General features: G+C 39.8%; 17 protein-coding genes and 1 pseudogene. 5 read left to right on the plus strand and 13 right to left on the minus strand.

Features of this window, described 5'->3' with window-relative positions; translation table 11 throughout:
- Positions 1-367 precede the first annotated feature (367 nt).
- The 7 genes and pseudogenes from H6G74_RS28190 to H6G74_RS30965 form a co-directional block, all read right to left on the minus strand.
- The gene (locus H6G74_RS28190; RefSeq protein WP_190970885.1) at positions 368-517 is read right to left on the minus strand and encodes a hypothetical protein; all 150 of its coding nucleotides are present in this window, start codon (positions 515-517) and stop codon (positions 368-370) included.
- Positions 518-829: 312 nt separating this feature from the next.
- Entirely contained in the window at positions 830-1,048 is a 219-nt protein-coding gene (locus H6G74_RS28195) for a hypothetical protein (RefSeq protein ID WP_190970886.1), read from the minus strand.
- Positions 1,049-1,384: 336 nt separating this feature from the next.
- Positions 1,385-2,830 carry a glycoside hydrolase 100 family protein gene (locus H6G74_RS28200; RefSeq protein ID WP_190970887.1) on the minus strand — a complete coding sequence of 482 codons (1,446 nt, stop codon included), beginning with the start codon at positions 2,828-2,830 and terminating at the stop codon, positions 1,385-1,387.
- 740 nt (positions 2,831-3,570) lie between these two features.
- Positions 3,571-3,669 (minus strand): annotated as a pseudogene (locus tag H6G74_RS28205) (type II toxin-antitoxin system RelE family toxin); the annotation flags it as partial.
- Positions 3,670-4,058: 389 nt separating this feature from the next.
- Positions 4,059-4,415 carry a type II toxin-antitoxin system PemK/MazF family toxin gene (locus H6G74_RS28210; protein ID WP_062295971.1) on the minus strand — a complete coding sequence of 119 codons (357 nt, stop codon included), beginning with the start codon at positions 4,413-4,415 and terminating at the stop codon, positions 4,059-4,061.
- A complete protein-coding gene (locus H6G74_RS28215) occupies positions 4,415-4,687 on the minus strand; it encodes a ribbon-helix-helix domain-containing protein (RefSeq protein ID WP_190970888.1) in 273 nt (90 codons plus the stop codon). Before H6G74_RS28215 ends, H6G74_RS28210 begins: the two co-directional genes overlap by 1 nt.
- 470 nt (positions 4,688-5,157) lie before the next feature.
- Positions 5,158-5,319 (minus strand): hypothetical protein, encoded by a 162-nt coding sequence (locus H6G74_RS30965; RefSeq protein ID WP_206756996.1) that lies wholly within the window; start codon positions 5,317-5,319, stop codon positions 5,158-5,160.
- Between the two features lie 162 nt (positions 5,320-5,481).
- Between H6G74_RS30965 and H6G74_RS28220 the strand changes: the two genes are divergently transcribed.
- From H6G74_RS28220 to H6G74_RS28230, 3 genes are all read left to right on the plus strand, one after another.
- The gene (locus H6G74_RS28220) at positions 5,482-8,697 is read left to right on the plus strand and encodes a glycoside hydrolase family 15 protein (RefSeq protein WP_190970889.1); all 3,216 of its coding nucleotides are present in this window, start codon (positions 5,482-5,484) and stop codon (positions 8,695-8,697) included.
- A 79-nt stretch (positions 8,698-8,776) separates the two neighbouring features.
- Positions 8,777-8,995: a UPF0175 family protein gene (locus tag H6G74_RS28225; RefSeq protein WP_190970890.1), complete on the plus strand. Its 219-nt coding sequence runs from the start codon at positions 8,777-8,779 to the stop codon at positions 8,993-8,995.
- Positions 8,992-9,447 carry a DUF3368 domain-containing protein gene (locus H6G74_RS28230; protein WP_190970891.1) on the plus strand — a complete coding sequence of 152 codons (456 nt, stop codon included), beginning with the start codon at positions 8,992-8,994 and terminating at the stop codon, positions 9,445-9,447. The genes H6G74_RS28225 and H6G74_RS28230 overlap by 4 nt, the downstream gene beginning before the upstream one ends.
- A gap of 176 nt (positions 9,448-9,623) precedes the next feature.
- On the opposite strand, the gene H6G74_RS28235 is transcribed toward H6G74_RS28230, so the two are convergent.
- The 4 genes from H6G74_RS28235 to rppA form a co-directional block, all read right to left on the minus strand.
- Positions 9,624-10,259, minus strand: a complete 636-nt coding sequence (locus H6G74_RS28235; RefSeq protein ID WP_190970892.1) for an SAM-dependent methyltransferase — start codon at positions 10,257-10,259, stop codon at positions 9,624-9,626.
- Positions 10,260-10,295: 36 nt separating this feature from the next.
- Positions 10,296-11,654 (minus strand): APC family permease, encoded by a 1,359-nt coding sequence (locus tag H6G74_RS28240; protein WP_190970893.1) that lies wholly within the window; start codon positions 11,652-11,654, stop codon positions 10,296-10,298.
- 189 nt (positions 11,655-11,843) lie between these two features.
- Entirely contained in the window at positions 11,844-13,121 is a 1,278-nt protein-coding gene (locus H6G74_RS28245; RefSeq protein WP_190970894.1) for a sensor histidine kinase, read from the minus strand.
- Positions 13,122-13,140: 19 nt separating this feature from the next.
- The gene (gene rppA / locus H6G74_RS28250) at positions 13,141-13,821 is read right to left on the minus strand and encodes a two-component system response regulator RppA (protein ID WP_190970895.1); all 681 of its coding nucleotides are present in this window, start codon (positions 13,819-13,821) and stop codon (positions 13,141-13,143) included.
- A 226-nt stretch (positions 13,822-14,047) separates the two neighbouring features.
- Here rppA and H6G74_RS28255 point away from each other — a divergent pair, with 226 nt between their 5' ends.
- Entirely contained in the window at positions 14,048-15,052 is a 1,005-nt protein-coding gene (locus H6G74_RS28255) for a metallophosphoesterase (RefSeq protein ID WP_190970896.1), read from the plus strand.
- Between the two features lie 223 nt (positions 15,053-15,275).
- Here H6G74_RS28255 and H6G74_RS28260 read toward each other — a convergent pair whose 3' ends face one another.
- Positions 15,276-15,596: a YkvA family protein gene (locus tag H6G74_RS28260; RefSeq protein WP_190970897.1), complete on the minus strand. Its 321-nt coding sequence runs from the start codon at positions 15,594-15,596 to the stop codon at positions 15,276-15,278.
- Positions 15,597-15,815: 219 nt separating this feature from the next.
- Between H6G74_RS28260 and H6G74_RS28265 the strand changes: the two genes are divergently transcribed.
- Positions 15,816-17,993 carry an ATP-binding protein gene (locus tag H6G74_RS28265; protein ID WP_190970898.1) on the plus strand — a complete coding sequence of 726 codons (2,178 nt, stop codon included), beginning with the start codon at positions 15,816-15,818 and terminating at the stop codon, positions 17,991-17,993.
- Positions 17,994-18,186: 193 nt separating this feature from the next.
- Here H6G74_RS28265 and H6G74_RS28270 read toward each other — a convergent pair whose 3' ends face one another.
- Positions 18,187-19,878, minus strand: coding sequence for a DUF3352 domain-containing protein (locus H6G74_RS28270; protein ID WP_190970899.1), 1,692 nt, complete (start codon positions 19,876-19,878; stop codon positions 18,187-18,189).
- Positions 19,879-19,901 lie beyond the last annotated feature (23 nt).

Consider the following 19,901-nt stretch of genomic DNA (forward strand, 5'->3'; position numbering starts at 1 on the left):
ACCTACTTGGACGTGACCAGACTCTCGCAGAGTCTTTTCCGTGAGAGTAGCGGGTATGAATCCGCTAGGGAAGTGGGCTTCCCTTTCTAAACGACCAGTTCGGGTCGCACCCCTGCTCCCAACTTCACCCTCCAGAAAACCGAGTCTGGTCAGTGTGGGCAGATAGGGAGTCACACCTGAGTCTGGTGGACGGGGCTTTCACCCGTATCAGACCGAAAGTTCAACCTTCCTTATTTCTAAGTTTGGTTGGAGAGGTTATTTACGGACTTTAACCGTGATTCACTCTCAACGAATCGCACTTCCTCTAAGAAATTGCAGATATCCAGCAGTGGAGTAATTGCACCACTGGACACCTGATTAACTCATCCTACTTCTGCTGTTGATCTGGCGGAAGTTGACAAGCCCCTTTTTCAAACTGGTACTCAATTCCTAATCCCCGCAGGTAAAAGCTAACGGGGTTACAACCAGAGAATGCGGCGGTAACAACATGAGCGATCGCAATAAGGCCAAGGAACAAGTAAACATACTTCCCAGACTCTAAGTTTCTCTTGGGAAATAGGGATGAGTTTTTCTTTTTTATGAACATGGATCTATGATGAAAGTGACATTAATTAATTGATCTGCCTGGAGAATTCCGGGCTTTTTTCTGTGAATAAAACCGCAAACACAAAAGCCCCAGACTCAAGACAGCCTGGGGCATTCACATTGAATGCGATCTTATTGCTATTGCTGATACTCACGGAACTTTGCACTTTTTATACCTCCTTGGGTTGAATCTAGGAGGCTGCCTTGAAGAGAGCGTTTGCAACAATTCCGGTAGCTAAAAGCTTTATTTTATGCTGCTTTGTTCAACCGGGCATCCGTGCATACAACTCAAATCACAAATTGCAACAGCAAAATGTGACCAGCATTGGAAATCTGCATATAAAATACAGTTACCCTTGTGCTTCTTCAAGGCAAGCCCTGAAGTTAAGTTGAATGAACGAACACCATGCACCATCACAGCAGCTTGTTGTTGTGTACTTTTTCCTTTTTCCACCCCTGACATCAGTAGATGTTAAAGAAATTGCTGCGAGTGTCGCTCGAACGAAACAAGGGGGTGGGGGACAAAAGCAACTAGAATCAAAGATAGCAAATTTTCAGGGCTTGTAGCAATTAGCCAGAATAAATTTTTCGGCAACATCTTGCACTTGGGGACTTTCCAATACCTGGCACTGATTCCAAGGTAAGCTTAGTTGCCCAGGCGATGACTTCTTTTTACGCGCTGGTTTCTGTTTTACATTCTTCACCATCCCGCCCAGCAACTTGCTAACCCAAGAATATATAGGCCAGTCGCCAGAATTCAGAATTGAATTCTGGCGACTGAATTCTTGGTGACTCAAGATTAAGAGCTAAGAGGATCTACACTGCGGATTTCAAACTCACATGCTCTTGATACTAAATCTGGTGGTAACTTATCGAAACTTACTAGCGGTAAATGAGAAGCATCTTTAACTAATTCTTTCGCTAATAAGAAACCTGCAATTGTCCAGGTTTGATACTTTCTCGCTTGTTTACCAATTAATCTGCCTTTTTTACCATCGTAATATTCCGGCCATTCATCTTCACCAATGCGGGCTTCTGCAATGGCGATCGCTTTTTTTGCCAAACTGGTTCTATTAGTTTTCATAGCTGCTGCTGTTAACATCCACATCAACACAGGCCAGCTACCAGCATTATGATAAGACCAAGGTATGTTTTTGGGGTCACATCCAGTTACAATTCTGTACTCTTCATCTTCTATCGCTGGGAAACAGATTTTCATCGGCATATCTCCTACTAAATCGTCCCATCTTTCATCAATCAAAGTCATAATTGCTTGTGACTGTTCTTCTGTGGCTAAATCAGAAATTATCGCCATCAAGTTACCCAAGGCAAAAAAGCGAGTATCTAACTGCGATGGCCCGACATTACCTGCAAGATAACCACCTTTTTTGGGTAGCCATTTATCTAATTCATAATAGGGAATAGAGTCTACATAAATGTTAAATAGATTCACCGCCGCTTTACCATATTCTTCACTTTTGAAGCGATAAATAGCATTTAAGCGATTAATATCTATCCAATAATGCTGGCGAATATGTCCACATAAAAGTGGTAAACGATTATCAATCGCCATCACAATATCTTGATTACCTTGGCAAACTAATAACTCTCGTGCTGCCCTTAGTGCTGTGTAGAATAAAACTTGTATTTCTAGAGGATGGCCATATATACCCATACGACGGTCAATCATACAAGCACCGTCTGGAACTAACAAGGTTGGGTACATATCAAAGCGATTAGCCAAACAAATTTCCATAATCAACCGAATTCCATTTTGAAATTCTGGCTGATAAGCTATAGAAAAATCTTTTGTCGCTACAACATAAGCACGCAACAAAATAATCCACCACAGACAAGAATCTACAGGTGTGACTCTGGCGATCGCATGTTCCCCAAAATCTGCTTCTAAATATTCTTCGCCATTCTCAACAATAACTTTAAAGCTGGCTGGAATTAAACCTCTCCCTGGCTTATAAGCATCTAATTGCCTTTCTTTTGGTTGTAACTTTAAAGTTACTTCCAAAAAATTACGCACAATATCTGTTCTACCTTTAGCTAGAAAAATTAGTGCTGAAGATACAAAATCTCGAATAAAGCACTGGTCATAATTGAGTGCTTCCACAGAATTATCATAAGCTGCGACTGTACCAATCGGTCGCCCTCGATAATAGAGAATCGATTTTTCTAGTGCTTCCCATGCTGATTTTTCTGTAATTTCATCTGTTACTAAATTCTCTATTTGCATTGTCAGGTAAACTCCTTACAGGGTATATATTGGTGGTAAATGCTCCTGATATGCTGATTTTCCGCCATACTCATCATAACAAACAACCTTTAATAAACAGCAGAATAATTATCTTATTAAAGTTGATTTCCTGATTATAACCACCATTTTTGTAGCGGTTTTCCTGTTTATTAATTTCCGACAATTCAAGGATATTTTCCAATGAATTGCTTTGATTTTTTCACCTTATTCAAAAATTCATACTAAAAATATTGAAATAAAATATAGCCTGACATTTATGACAGTTCTATGTTCTGTCTAGAACCAGTTATATCAATCAAAATATATCTTGTAAGCTATTTAAATGTTAAATAATTTTCGGTAGAATTACGTATAATATTTTTGTTTTGGAAATTACAATTTTTATTTTCCCCTATAACTTAATAATTTATAACCTTTTTTAAGAATCTGCAAGATAAATTGCGATCAAAAATTCAGGTGTCAATAGCTCAAAAGAGCGATAAATATCTGACTACAGTTAGATTTATCAGCTAAATAAGAACTATAAATTGAGAAAAAATACTCAATTTCCGGCAAAATTTATATCATAAAGCCAATAAAGTCGAATAAAATCCCTGTCTTCTCACCATTGTCAGTTTTGAGTAACTTGTGAACAGAGATTGTATTTCGTCTAGCTCAAGTAAGCATTAAGTATCTTTGCCGTTTTTTCTACTTTTCAGGCGCTTATGCTGTCTTCTTGATCACAGATTTTTGTAGACTTCATCATCATTTCGTTTACCAACACGAAACACATCTACTAGTTGATGTTCGTCGTCAATGGTGTAGAGAATTCTATATTCATCCAGAGTCAACGCTAAGGTTCACTCATTCCTCTGTGCAACTGGCAACAATAGCATCTAAGGTTGTGAAGCAGTCATTTTCAGCCACAGCAGAGAATCTGATTATCAGCATACTCCCAGAGATGTCATCGATTACTTTCAAGAGCATTATTTTGTGAACTAATAAGTAACACCACTTCGTAGGTTAAGTGAAACGCGGTGGAACCCAAAAATCACATTTTAAGCACTTTTGCAACAAGTCTACTGAAAGACATTTATGATTTGGTGTTGGGTTACGGCGCAACTTATAGATTTACCATCTTGTTGTCAATATCTTTTGTGCGCCTCTAACACCCCTTGCTACACCTTTGGAAACCAAAGCAACACAGTTGCTCCCCAACCTACTCTCTTCACTCTTCTTCTGGGATAGGTAAATCTAAGGCTATTAACAAAGCCTGAGATAAATGAGCCATTACCGACTGCGAAACTGCGCCTCTTAAACGCAAAAAGCGGGTTTTAGATAGCACCCGCACTTGATCTGCCATTGCGATCGAATCTCGCTTGAGTCCGCCATCGGGTGCTAAAATTAACACCTGGGTTGGATAAACTCGCTTGCCTGATTGATAAGTAGTGCAGGGAACTGCTAAAACAACTGGACTCGACGAATTAATTGCATCACGACTAACAATAATTACTGGGCGAGTCCCCCCTTGCTCTGAACCTTCAGTTGATTCTAGGCGAGCATCATAGACCTCACCCCTTCTCATTACAGAGATTCCTCTAACAGAAAAGCCTCCCACTGAGCAGCAGCAAATTCAGTTTCGAGCTTGAGTACCTCTGCCTGATAATCAGGATCAGTGACCATTTCTGTCAAAGCAGCATCAATTGCGGCTCTTTTTTGTGCTGCTAATTCTCGACGTATTGCTTGCACCATAAAATCATTACGACTTCTTGCTTTGCCTTCTAAAACTGCCTTGTCAGTTGCTTCTAAAAGTTCTCGTGGTATTGCTAGTGTAGTGCGAACGGATTCGGCTTTCATGTAGTGATGATTATTTTGATGTCTTCAGTGACGACTTCTATGATATCACTCTTAATCGCACTCCGACCCTTGGAGTTCTACCGAAGACCATGTAGCAACTAAAATTTTGCGCCCACAGTAGTACCGAATCAGTAATAGAAAAGACTTTTTGTCTCCGCAAAGGTATGTTCACATTACACATTGATTTACAAAATTCAGCCATAACTAAAAGTCCCGATTCTATCGCTATCTTAGGAATCTGGACGAGAAATACACTTCTATGTACTACTTAAGTAGGAAGAGTTATTTGTGGGTGATAGTCAGTAATTCGGCAGAAAATAAAATTTTTTTTGTGACTTTGCCTGAAACACCCACTTTTTTGGGTGAACCATCAGCATAAAGTTCAAGGCGTACTAATTTAATTTTGCTATGTGTACGCAGGCGCTATATTAATTGATCTCTGTGAGCGTAGTTATGTTTTTCATACCGACTTACTTACAACATCCAGTGGCGATCGCAGTATAATAAAATTGTCGTGTAAACAGCGTAAATCCGGCAAAGCTTGAGCCTGTATTACCACACATCCTTTCTGGGACGCAACATTTTAAGTCTTTCCCTTCATTTTCACCAGATGCCTTACCAGTGAAAAACATTTTGATTCAGTGAGAATTCATTTACAACTGTGTAACTAAATGGCTACTAACGCGAGATAATAAGTAGTCTCTACTACTCTTGGCTGTAAATCCCCGCGTCCATTACAAACCCGTTCTCTTCACAGCTATAGGTTGGAATTCTGCAAGTATCCCTTAATGAGTATGAAAACAGCTACCGAATTACAAACTCGACTGGAGCATTACTACCAGCAAATCAAGACAATTATCTTAGTGCGGCAAAATCCAATTACTGGTTTGCTACCTGCGAGTACAGCCATTACGGCTCACGGTGATTATACAGATGCTTGGGTGAGAGACAATGTTTACAGCATCTTAGCGGTTTGGGGTTTGGCGCTGGCGTATCGCAAAGTGGATGAAGACAAAGGACGCACTTACGAATTAGAACACAGCGTGATTAAGCTAATGCGTGGGTTGCTGTTTGCAATGATGCGACAGGCGCATAAAGTTGAGCATTTTAAACATACTCAATCACCCTTAGATGGGTTACACGCCAAATACAACACGGCGACTGGTGATATTGTAGTCGGTGATGATGAGTGGGGACATTTGCAACTTGATGCCACATCTATATTTATATTGATGCTGGCGCAAATGACGGCTTCGGGATTGCAGATTATTTATACAATTGATGAAGTAAACTTTGTGCAGAACTTGGTTTACTATATAGGTCGCGCCTACCGCACACCAGATTATGGTATCTGGGAACGGGGGAATAAAATCAATCATGGTAGTGCAGAGTTAAACGCTAGTTCTGTGGGGATGGCGAAAGCTGCACTAGAGGCGATTAATGAACTCGATTTATTCGGGTTGCGGGGAAGTCAAGCATCGGTAATTCATGTGCTACCTGATGAAATTGCCCGCGCCCGGAGTACTTTAGAATCTTTATTACCGAGAGAATCAGCTTCTAAAGAAATTGATGCAGCACTGTTGAGTATTATTAGCTATCCGGCGTTTGCGGTAGAGGATATTAATCTGCGCGATCGCACTTTTAACGATATCATCAACAAACTCCAAGGCAAATACGGCTGCAAACGCTTCTTACGTGACGGACATCAAACTGTTTTAGAAGATAACCAGCGTTTACACTACGAACCTTGGGAATTAAAGCAATTTGAGCATATTGAATGCGAATGGCCATTATTTTTCACATATTTACTACTTGATGGCTTATTTCGCAATGATCAAAAGCAAGTCCAACAATACCAAGAACTTTTAGCATCATTATTAGTAGAACGGGACGGTTATTATTTATTACCAGAACTTTATTATGTACCTGCCAAAAACGTCGAAGCCGAAAAATTAACACCCCAAAGTCAAAAACGTTTACCTAATGAAAATATTCCTTTAGTCTGGGCGCAAAGTTTATATTTTTTGGGGTTGATGTTAAGTGAAGGCTTGCTGGCGGTTGGTGATATTGACCCATTAGGGAGATATTTAAGCATTGGTAAAAGCCGGGAATCTCTGGTACAAATTGCTTTGTTAGCCGAAGATGATGACTTACAAGCAAAACTAGAAGTGCATGGCATTGAAACTCAAACACCCAAGCAAATAGAACCAATTCAAGTCAGAAAAGCTGGGGAACTATCAGCTATCTACACTCAAATTGGACGCAACGATAAACTAGGTTTAACAGGGCGACCAGTCAGAAGATTACGGAGTTTAACCACATCGCGGATATTTAGAATTTCTGGTGCAACTGTAGTATTTTTGCCATCATTTTTAGACGCTCAACAGTTTTATTTAACTCTTGATTACCATTTTTTAATTGATCAAATTAGAAGCGAACTTGCTTATATTCAAAAATATTGGAGTGATTTAGGTCGTCCTATTTTAACTTTAATGTTGACTCACACCATGTTAGAAATTGGTGCGGAAGCATTATTAGAATTGATGCAGGAACTCAAAGACGGTGTTTGCAATGGTGTGCGAGTCAAACTAGGCAGACTTAATCAATTAATGCTGACAGGTGCTATTCAAAGAATTGATTTTCTGCAAGATGCTGAATTCTATCAGTCAGCAATGCACGACGCTGCACCTCATTGCTGTTATTTGGCTTATCATCCCGGAAAGAGTTGGCGCTTAGGACATACTCAAGAATTCCAAATGGAGTATGAAACCAATTTGGGATTATTGCTTTCTTCGCTGCGGGGTTCAGAAAATCTCTATGAACAAATTGAGTTATTGCAGACTTTAACCCGTTTGCAAGGATTAGACTTTGAAACTGGTTTTGGTGGCCCTAATACTCGCGTGACAGTGGGAGATTTGCTAAATGAAGTGTATATCAAAGCTGGTGATTTAGGTATCTGGGCAATCGTCCGTCGGGCTGCGGGTTTATTGCAAATGGTGGATATTGCTTTATCAGATGCAGTCACCAGCATTTTGATTCGGGGTAAGCAAATAGCTGTGGGGAGGGCGTATAGCGAAGCATCATTAATTAATGTACCAATGCCTCCCAATGAAATTGCCGAGAAAATCAATAATTTCTGTCGTGAGGATATCCGCGATCGCGTACTGACACAAGAAATCATACTTTATCTTGGGACTTTGATTCGCTCGGAGCCAGAATTATTTCAAGGACTGTTAACTTTACGTGTTGGCTATCTCATCTTATTAATTACTAGCGAACTAGCGCGAGAATTGCGTGTCACCCAAGATGAAGCCTACGAACAGTTAATGGAAATTTCACCCTTTGAAATTAAAATGCGCTTGCGTCAGGTTTTAACTGGTTACACAGGGATGAGTAACTTGTTACGCCAACAAGAATCATTACACGTCAAGCAAAAAGAAAGTGATATTGAATGGGTAGTGCAACCAACAATTACTGAAGAAATCGTCGAAGTTCCTGCGGGTGGTTGGCGACGTTTCCGCCAAGCCGAAGGGGCGCTGAACCGCGTCCCGAAAAACTTTTTCCAACAGGTTTGGCTATTAATGCAACGTTGTAAAGGCTTAGTAATTGGTGACAAACTAGAGCGGCGTAATCGTTTAGATAGCGAATTGATGTTATCAGAAATGACGGCGGGCGAAAAGAACTTTGCTTTGCGGGTGGAGCATTTATTAAATAAAATCGAAGCACCAGAATACCGCCAAGTTAATATTGAAGCATTAATGGAACTAGGCGCGATCGCCTCGAAAAACCCCAGCTTGCAAATCGAAGAATATATTGTGTTAGATGTGTTAATTGGTCATGCTGTGCGTTTAGCATGGTTAGATGCACATCCAGAGCGCGGCGATCGCTATGATGAAGATAAAGCAAATGCGTGGCGGTCTTTTTACAATACTTCACCACAAGATTGCGCGACTTATATTCTCAAAGCCTTCAGATTCTTAACACAATTTGGCGAAGTCAACGCAGCTTAATTACCACTTAGTTTACCTATACTAGGTTCACAAATAACCGTAAGCCATCTAATACCAGTTTTTTTGCAGAGGCAATAAAATGAGTCGATTAACAGTAGAACTACCCCCATATATTTCTCCAGACGAAGCAATATTAATGTTGGCAGTTAAACTATATGAAACTGGAAAGTTATCACTAGGAAAAGCTGCCAAATTAGCAGGTTATTCCAAACCAACATTTATAGAGTTGCTGGGAAAAATGGAAATTCCAGTAATTAATTATCCAGCCGAGGAACTAGAACAGGAGATAAATCTTTGATAAAAAAAACGGTAACTAATAGTACCTGTTTAATTGGTTTGGAACGCATTGGCAGACTAGATATATTACCTCAAGTATTCTTCCCAGTGATTATACCTTGTGCCGTAGCGGCTGAAGTCGGTTTATCAGCAGAGTGGTTAACAGTTCAAGCAGTCAAAAATTTAGCAGTAGTTACAACTTTAAAAACTCAAATTGATAGTGGAGAAGCAGAAGCAATAGCACTGGCAATGGAAATTGAAGATGTGTTCATTATTCTTGATGATAGAAATGCTCGGCGCATTGCACAACAGCTTAGTTTAAAAGTTATTGGAACAGTCGGAATGCTGTTACGAGCTAAACAGCAGGGCATTATTGCTGAGATTAAACCATTACTAACCGCATTAGAAGCAGCAGATTTTCGCATTGCAGAGCCTTTAGTTCAGAATGCTCTGCGCCTTGCTGGAGAATTGTAAATCGAAGATAAATACATAGCATTTCTGCTTTTGACAGTAACTTTTTGAACTTCTACCTTCTCGACTTTTTTTCCCACCAATCTATATAAGAAATATTTACTATTGGTAATATTGGCTTTGAAATAGTATGTGGGTGTAGGTATTCAAAACCCTTACACCCAGTCTCGTAAGATGAGTTATCGCAAATTCGCTGGTACTTCTTTCGGCACTACCCAATAGTAAATAGTTTTTCCATCTACTTGCAGTGTTTGTTGTGGTTTCCAGTCGCCCATATCAAAAGCGTGGGAAACAATTCTTGTACCTGGTTTGAGTTTTAATAATTCGGGGCGGAGTCTGAGGTTCACTTCGGGCAGAAGGTAGAGTGTAATTACAGTAGCTTGACTCAAATCAGTTTTAAATAAGTCTTGCTGACGAAACTCTACACGGTCTGTAACTCCTGCTGTTTGAGCGTTGGCGTTAGCTTCTTGAATCCGTTCAGGGTTAATATCTATACCTACGCCGCGTGTACCATATTTTTGGGCGGCGGTCACAACAATTCGTCCATCACCACTACCAAGGTCATAAAGTATATCATTTTTACCTACCTTGGCTACTTGCAACATCGCATCAACTACAGGTTGTGGTGTGGGTACATAAGGAACATCACCAGGGCGTTCTTGCGGTTGAGTTGTTGTAGGTGTTTCAGTTTGAGAAGTTAAAACAGGTGGTTGAACTTCTGCGGCTGAGTCTTGTTGTTGGGCGGTGCATCCAGCAATTGATAAAGTGGTGACACTAACGCCTGTAATGAATAAGAGCAACATTTTTTGAAACATGAATCTACTCCTAAAGCAAAGATGGTGGAAAAATCTCTAACCTCTGGGAACTTGGCGGTAACGATTCCACAGCAGTAGCGGAATACCTGCGGCGACAACTACAACGCCAACAACCGCGCCCACGCCGGTATATACCAAGCTGGAATAAAGCAAGTAACCGCAAACTGAGCAAAACAGCAATGGTGTCAAGGGATAAAATGGCACGCGGAATGGTCGCGGAATTTGTGGTTCTCGATTACGTAGCACTAGTAGCGATGCGCCTGAAAGTAAAAAGAAAAACCAAAATATGGGGGCGGTATAGTCCACCATTGTTTCAAAGCCTTTGCGGGTGAACGTACCTAATAAAACCAATGCTAATGCGATCGCAGCTTGCAATACTAAAGCATAGCTAGGTGTACTGGGACGTTGCCGCCACTTTCCCATAAAACCAAAGATGGCAAAATCTTGCCCTAAAGCGTAATTAGTCCGCGCCCCAGTAAAGACAGTTGCGTTCAGTGCGCCCAAAGTCGAAACCGCAATTAATAAGCTGATGAACAAAGCGCCCGGTTCGCCCCAAAATGTCCGCATTAAATCGGCGGCGACAGCTTGGGAATTAGCCATATTTGTTAATCCCAATCCTCGCAGATAAGCCAGATTAATTAACAAGTAAATGACAGTAATTGTGCCAATACTCCACAAAAGCGATCGCACTATGTTGCGTTGACGATTTTGAATTTCAGCAGAAATATAAGCGGCTTCATTCCAACCGCCATAAGACAATAAAACAAACACCATTGCAAGTCCCCAGGTTCCGGTTGAGGTAGATTCCACAGGGGTGGGAGTATTAGCAGTGGCGGTTAAGCCAATTAATACCACTAGCAACAAACCGAGGACTTTGGCGGCGGTGAGTAAGTTTTGTGTCCACTTACCTTGTTGCAAGCCGACAATATTTAAAGCCGTTAAAAATGCGATCGCAATTGCGGCATAAATCGAAGGTGAAAAGTTGCCTAGTCGCCAAATCTGCGAAGCATAATCACCAAACACAAATGCCAACAAAGCAATAGAACCTGTTTGAATCACACTCATCCGCGCCCAAGCAAATAAAAAGGCAATTTCTCGCCCAAAGGCACGTTTAAGATAATAATAAACTCCACCCACATCGGGATAGGTTGTGGCTAACTCGGCGTAGCACAATGCGCCCACCAAAGAAACCACACCACCGATGAACCAAAATAGCAATACTGCCTGACTGCTACCTGCTTGGGTTGCTACTAAGGCGGGAGTTTCAAAAATGCCTGCACCAATTACAATACCGACAATCAACGCCACCGCATCTGATAATGTCAGTGATGGCTTAGGTGAGGCTTCTGTAGTTGCTAAACCTTCCAGTAACTTGTACTTTTCATGTCTACTCACATCGACTCCTGCTTAGTATTGAGTGTAATGAGCAATGTTGGGGAATAAAATACCAATTACTTATTTATGATTCAGGATAAATGTGACATAAAAGTGACAACCATCGTCATTATTCATCTTTTATGAATGAAAAGATCCCTGAGTTCTTTAAGAAGTCGGGGATCTAAAATTATCGATTTTTATTTACTTTTAAAGTGGCATTTTAATTTGAAAGACGGAACCCTTACCTTGTTCACTTGTCACACTGAGATGTCCGCCATGTGCTTCAATGATTTGTTGTGCGATCGCTAATCCCAAGCCAAAGCCACTCGCCGAATTTGTCTGATGTTGTTCTACCCGATAAAATTGCTCAAAGATATGTGGTAAATGTGCCGCAGCAATTCCAATTCCATTGTCTTCTACTTCGATGAATGCCTGATTGTATCTACTAAATAAACGTAACTCCACCATCCCGCCAGCCGGAGTATATTTACAAGCATTACCCAGCAAATTCATCACAGCCAAACATATCAAATCAGCATCTACTTTTACCATAATTGGCGATTTTGGTAAATCACTCTGGAGATTTAAATCTTTAGCAGCAGTCTTTACAGCAGGTGAGTTTAACAATTCTACTAGTAAGTCTCTCAAGTCAACTTCTTTTAAAGATTCTGGAGTTAATCGCCCTGTCCGGCGTGCCAGAAATAGTAAATTTCCAATCAATGTATTCATTGATTTGGCAACTTCTGCAACTTTTTTTAGACGTAAATGTTTACTATTACTATCTTCCATTGGTGCGAGTAAACCAACTTGAGCATTACTTAAAATCGCCGCCAAGGGAGTACGTAATTCATGGGAAGCATGGGCGGTAAAACGTTCTAGTTGCCTATAACTTAGCTGAATAGGTTGCATTGCTATACCACTAAGAAACCATCCTGTTAAACCTGTGATTGCTAAAGCAATAAATACTGTTGATATGAGTAGAATTAAAAATCTATGAAGTAATTCTTGGACACGAGTCATTGGTATTGCCATTTGCAAATAGCCAATTAACTTATCTTGATACTCTACTGGTAAAGTAATTTCTCTTACCCAAATTTCTGGTGATGTTAAATCAGATTTATGGGTAATTTTTAATGTACGATAAGCATATCTTTGGGTTAATTTTTTCTGGTTAATTTGCCCAAAGTAACGCTTGAGATTACCTTGAGTGTCATACCACCGAGCATAAATAATATCACTATCTTCTGGTGGTGGGTTATTTCCTAAAACTGGTAAATTTTTCAGAAATACTTGTTTTTCGCCTTGATAATCTTTGTATTTGATACTAGATGTAATTACTTTAGATTTATTGTAGAGAATCAAATCTACAACTTCTAGCTGCTGGACTGATTCTTGATAATAAAGAATCCCAGCAAAAATTACCAGAATACTACCCATTGAGAGAGTAAACCAACTAGCCAAGTTACGGCGGCTACGGTTGAACATAACTCAGAAAAATTAAACTTTATTTTTGCCGTTCAGGATTGAGACGATAACCCATACCATAAACGGTTTCTAGCCAATCTGCTGCATTTAGTAACTGTAAACGCTGGCGCAAACGGCGTACTAAAGTAGTTGTAGCATTACTTTCCGGTTCACTACCCCATTCCCATAAAGCTTGTTCAATTTGATTGCGACTTAAAATTTGATATGGATGACGCATGAAATATTCTAGTAACTGAAATTCGCGGGTAGATAATTCTACTTTGGCTGCACCTCGTTCTACAATCTGTGTGGAAATGTGCAGTTGCAGATCCGCCAGTTGGAGTTTTTCACCTTGCCAAACAGGCGATCGCCTACCTAAAGCCCGCACTCTAGCTAATAATTCAAATAAATCTGTAGGTTTGACTAAATAATCATCTGCACCAGCATCTAAACCTGTGACTTTTTCACCAGTGGTATCTTTTGCCGTCAACATCAATACAGGTGCGGTTTTACCTGCTTTGCGATATTGCCGACATAAGTCTAAACCACTGATTTCTGGCAGCATCCAGTCTAATATCAATAAGTCATAGTCGCGCTGGGTAATTGCCCACTGAGCGATCGCACCATTTTCTACACCATCTACAATATGTCCAGCTTGAGACAATGCTGTTTGCAAAGGTTCTAATTGGGCTGTGTCATCTTCTACCAGAAGTATTCGCATTGTTAGCTAGTTTCAGTTATTGCATAACTGATTTTAGAGAAGCTGACTCAGTAAAACTTCTGCCATCAGTGAGATTTTTAACCAAATTGAGCCTTCATCCTACCCCAAACCTTTGATTTTTCGTTTTTCTGCGTCAGTCTTCAACTTATTTAAATCCTATGCAACTACATACTACAAAAAATACATATTTGTAGTATACTGAAATTATTCGATTGAATTTGGAAAAATGCGAACAATTGCAGTCGGTGACATTCATGGTTGCTATGAAGAACTGCTTCAGCTATTAAGCAAAGTAGAAATAACAGAGGAAGATTGTTTAATATCTTTAGGAGATATTGTTGATCGGGGAGTTGATTCGGTTAAAGTATATGACTTTCTCAGAAATCGCCCCAACACAGTGGTGTTAATGGGAAATCACGAACGCAAACATCTGAGGCAAACACTTTCTTACTCCCAGGAAATTGTTACATTACAATTTGGCGATCGCTATGGCGAATTTTTAGAATGGATTAGTAATTTACCTTACTATTACGAAACTGATCAGGCAATTTTTGTTCATGCGGCGGTAGAAGATGGTATACCCATTGAAGAACAAAAACAAGAAGTTTTATGTGGTTGTACCGCAGGTGAAAAGCATCTAGAAAAAAAATATAGAGATATATCCTGGAGTCAATTATATAGTGGCGTTAAACCAATAATTTTTGGTCATCGTGTGGTTGGTGATTCCCCACTCATAATTGCACAAAAAGCTTATGGTATCGACACAGGAGCTTGTCACGGCGGCAAATTGACCGCCCTAATTTTACCTAATTTTGAAATTGTACAAGTGCCAGCACCGAAAGATTATTGGCAAGCAGAAATAGTGAAATGGCAATTGCCAGTAATGATGGCTAAACCTTGGAGTAGTTATAAATGGGAAAAAATTCAGGCGATTTGTGATGAGCTTAAAAATTCCTCAAATCCAGAGCTATCGGCTTTTATTGCCAACAAAGAACAGTGGATGCAAGATTTACTTGCCCTCGCACCCCAAGTAATCTTGAAAGTAGAAGAAAAGCTGGCGGAACTGATTTTTATTTATGGCAAAGATAATTTCAAAAAACCAGCGAGTCGTTTTAGTTATGCCACTCTGCTATATCAAGCTAATGCCAGCAATCTGACAAGCAAATTTCTCCAGCAAACTCTACAAACACCAGACAAATGGTTGCAGGTAATGAGGGATTTAGGAATTTAGTTCTAATGCGGGATATAGGGTAATACAGTTCAGTTAAGGCAACAACTTAGATTTGTGTAGGTTGGGTGGAGGAACGGAACCCAACATTCACGCATACTTTGTTGGGTTACGCTATCGCTACACCCAACCTACTATTCTCTTAACTGAACCGTATTGGGATATGGGGTAAAAAAATATCCTCTGTTTTTTCAACCAAACAGAGGATTTATTGATTTGTAAAAACCTATTTAACCGACACAGCATCAACATCAACTGTTTTTGCGGCGGAATCAGTATCATTGGAACTGTCGGTAGGATTGGTAGTAGTAGTCTCTACACCTTTACGTGCTTTCCAACCATCAATGACTAACCCAGATACTTCAGTTACTAATAGTGTCATCAGTAAAACATCATCAAGTTCGCCGACGATGGGAAAAATATCAGGAACAATATCAATAGGGCTGATGAAATAAACTAGTGTTCCTAAAATTACCCACCAGCGATACTTAGGATTACGAATTAAATTACGATACCAGTTGTACACAGAGTCAATGGAAAATTTCATTTTTTAGCCCTCAAATTACTTTTCATTCTGACAAATCCTGTTGATAATTTCCGGTGGGAATAACCGTCCTAGATGATTCTGGAAGATGCTACATCAACTCATCCGTAATTTACAAAAATTAATTTTTTCCTCTAAATGTTGAGTTAGCCGTTGCCTGTGGGAATACTATGTCACAAAGTATAAATTTGCCTCCATCCAGGGTTGGAAGAAAGAAATTGAATGAATAAGACTGACTCTCGCAAAGTTAAAGCTTTTCCATTACAACTAGTGTTGATTATTCCTTTTGCCTTACAAATATTTGGTGCGGTGGGTTTAGTCGGTTACTTGTCATTTAAAAATGGACGACAAGCAGTTAATGACTTAGCAGATCAGTTAATGAATCGGACGAATAGTATAGTGCAGCAGCATTTAGATGCTTATTTATCTATTCCCCACCAGGTAAACCAGATTAATGCAGATGCGATCGCAATGGGATTGTTAGATGTGCGCGATCGCAAAACAATTAGTAAGTATTTCTGGAAGGAAATGCAGGCCTATGACCTGACTTACATTGGTATGGGATTAACCACAGGCGAGGGAGTGGGAGCCGCTCGCTACGATGGTAAAACAGTTACTATTGATGATTGGAATGGGAAATTACCCAACAATGGACGTAACTACACCACTGATTCCCGTGGCGATCGCCTCCGCATCAATTATCCTTTTGAATACAATAACTTTAAAGAAAGTTGGTATACCGAACCCATCAAAGCTGGTAAACCAATTTGGTCGCGCATTTACACCTGGAATTCTCCTACTGGTGCTTATATAACTGCTGGTGCTGGTCGTCCCATTTATGACGCAAATCAGCGATTATTGGGAATAGTTGGTGCAGACATTCATTTGTTAAAGTTAAGTGAATTTTTGCGGCGTTTAGATATTAGCAATTTTGGACAGGTGTTTATTGTCGAACGCAATGGTATGTTAATTGCCAGTTCTACTAAGCAAGATACTTTTGTAATAGTTAAGAATGAAGTCCAGCGCATCAAAGCTACAGAAAGCAAAGATCCAGTAATTAAAAATATTGCTAAATATATTGAAAATAAATTTAATGGCTTTCAGTCAATTACTGAACAAAAAAAATTTCAATTGCAACTGCCAAAAGAGACAAAGTTTGTATATGTCACACCTTGGCGTGATCAATATGGACTAGATTGGTTAGTAGTTATGAGTGTGCCAGAAAAAGCTTTTATGGCTAAGATTATTACGAACACTCAAATTACAGTTCTTCTCTGTTTAGCTGCATTAATAGTGGCAACTCTTATTGGTTATTTGACTTCCGGTTGGGTCATTCAACCAATTTTGCGAATCAATCGCGCTAGTCAGGCAATGGCATCAGGTGATTTAGAACAAACTTTAAATATTAGCAAAATAGAAGAACTCAATACATTAGCTCAGTCTTTTAATTACATGGCTGAACAACTGCGTCAATCTTTTAGTGCTTTAGAAGCGAGTAAGGCAGAATTAGAAGACCGAGTAGAAGAACGTACTGCTGAACTGAAAACAACATTAAGCGAATTAAAACGCACTCAGGCACAAGTTATTCAAAATGAAAAAATGTCAAGTCTTGGTCAACTAGTAGCAGGAGTTGCCCATGAAATTAATAATCCTGTCAATTTTATTCACGGTAACATTACTCACCTGAGCGACTACATTCAAAGTCTAGTAAACATACTTCATCTTTACCAAGAACGCTATCTTGATGAAGACCCAGAAATCCAAGCATTAGCTGAAGAAATTGATTTAGATTTTATGATTGCAGATTTAGATAAGATTTTGCCTTCTATGAAAATGGGAACTGAAAGAATTCGGAATATTGTCTTATCGCTGCGAAACTTTTCCCGTATGGATGAAGCTGATTTTAAAACAGTTGATATTCATGAAGGTATTGAAAGTACATTATTAATTTTGCAATACCGTCTTAAAGAAAAACCAGACTATCCAGGAGTTGAAGTTATTCGTGACTATGGTAATTTACCCTTGGTTGAATGCTTCGCTGGACAACTAAATCAAGTTTTAATGAATATATTAGTAAATGCGATGGATGCTTTGGAAGAGTCATTCGTGAATAGTCAAAACCCCACAACAGAAAAACCACAAATTACTATTCGTACCTCAGCCTTTGATAATCAATGGATCGAAATTGCGATCGCAGATAATGGCCCTGGAATGCCTGAACAAGTCAAACATCGCATTTTTGACCCTTTCTTTACAACTAAACCTGTGGGTAAAGGTACAGGAATGGGTATGGCAATTAGTTATCAAATCATCACCGAAAAGCATCACGGCAAGTTAGATTGTGTCTCTACTCCCGGTGAAGGAACTGAGTTTAAAATTCAAATTCCGGTGAAACAGTAGTTAAGTAGGGAGTAGGGAGTAGGGAGTTGTGAGTGGGTGTAAGAGTGTAAGGGGGTAGGGGTATAAGGGAAAGAATAAAAACGAGCATTATTTACAAATTAGTAATCTTTCCCTGCATCCTAAAGGGGAAGTCAAAATTCAAAAGTCAGAGAATTTTTGACTTGATTCTGCTCTAACACCCAATCCCTACTCTCTACTTCTGACTCGGCTTCAGTGCTAACAAAACTTCTAGCTGACTGGTGGACTTATCTGGACTAGTGGCGGTGGCGGCAAAACCACGAATAGAACTTAAAATGGCATTGACATCGGGTGAAATTGGTGCGGCTTGGCCTGCAAAGCGGTTAACTAAAGTCACAGTTTTATCCATATCTACATAGAAATAACCACCGTTGGGTTGTTGCAATGAACCTGTGACATTTTTAAAGGTATCGCTTTGGGCGAGGGATGGACTTTTAGCAGCAGCTAAGGCATCAGCCACAGGGCCGCCAAGTGCTAAAAAGACAGTATCTTGGTCTAACCAACCATGAGATAATAATGCGCCTTGTCTGGGTATTTGCCATTCTGTGACATCTTTACCGCCGATGTTGCGGGTGGCGATGTTAATTCTTTGGGCTTTGGCTAGGTTGTCAAGTTTTTTGAAGGTGGCTTCTGCGGTTTTGCGATCGCTTGTATCAAACACCAGCGCACCACCAAAACCCACACTTGCTAACACACCTTGATTAGATGGAACTGCACCAATCCCAAATTCACCATCCATCCAGCCAAAAATTTCTTTATCTAAGTCAATCTCGGCAGATTTTAGCTGAGTGCGGATTTGTTGGAGTGTTTGTTGAACTTCGGGATAATCTTTTGACTGTTCTGTGAATGTTTGCCAACCACGACTGATACCGTTACCACTAATTAATGCAAAGGTATCGCCAGGAAATAGCGTTAATATCTTAGCTGGTGTGTTTTGATACTGGAATTTGCTGAGTTGTGGATCTAAATTAGCGATCGCTTTTACCCGCACGCCCTGATCATCTACACCCACACCAGCCACCATTGATTTTACCTGCTTCAACTGTGACAAGGTTTGGGGCGGCAAAGTTTTACTTTGGGCGCTGGCTGTTGCTAATTGTTCTACCATCCCAGAATAGTCTGGGACATAAACTTGCACGAGAGTATTTTGCAGATTTACATTTTGGCTGAGTAAACTATTAGCACCTTCCTTACTAGCAAAAGAAGGTTGACCTTTATAGGTATCAATTGCTTTTTCTACAGCTTGTTTGTCAGGGGCTAAAATTAAATGACTATTATTAACAACTACACTATATGTTGGTCTACCCTTTTCCTCAATAGTTTCTGTAATTTTTTCACCTTTATAGTCAATTTCTCGACTTTTCACTCCTTTTTGATTTTTTAATTTATTGGCAAAATTCAAAGCAGTTAATTTATCTTTGATCCCAATCACCATCAGCATGTTTGTACTTTGTTGTACTTTTAATGGTGGATTGGCTCGATTGGTGGGAATTTGTAACTGGGCAGGTTGGGTTTTACTTGGTGGTAAAACAGCAATCATCACGCCACTAATCCAAGGTTTAATATCTTTTTCGTAAGAAATATCACTGCCTTTAAAAGTATTTTTATTGAAGTCTTCTAAACTTTTTACCAGTAATTTTTGGGCTTCTGGTGTACCAAACTGCTGTAATTTTGCCCAAACTTGGTCATCAGTAGAAATATAAGTAGTCATCAGGGCTGATTCGGGAACTAATTTAGCACTACCAATAGCCCCAGAAATATCTCCAGATGGACCTTTGAACAAATAGGTATAGACTGCTACACCTCCTGCTACAGCGACAACTGCGCCAATTGCAGGTATTACAAACTTTAATTTACTTTCAGGCATTGTTACTGTCCTCATTTTCCTCA

It is taken from the genome of Nostoc spongiaeforme FACHB-130, assembly GCF_014698475.1.
Lineage (GTDB): Bacteria > Cyanobacteriota > Cyanobacteriia > Cyanobacteriales > Nostocaceae > Nostoc_B > Nostoc_B spongiaeforme.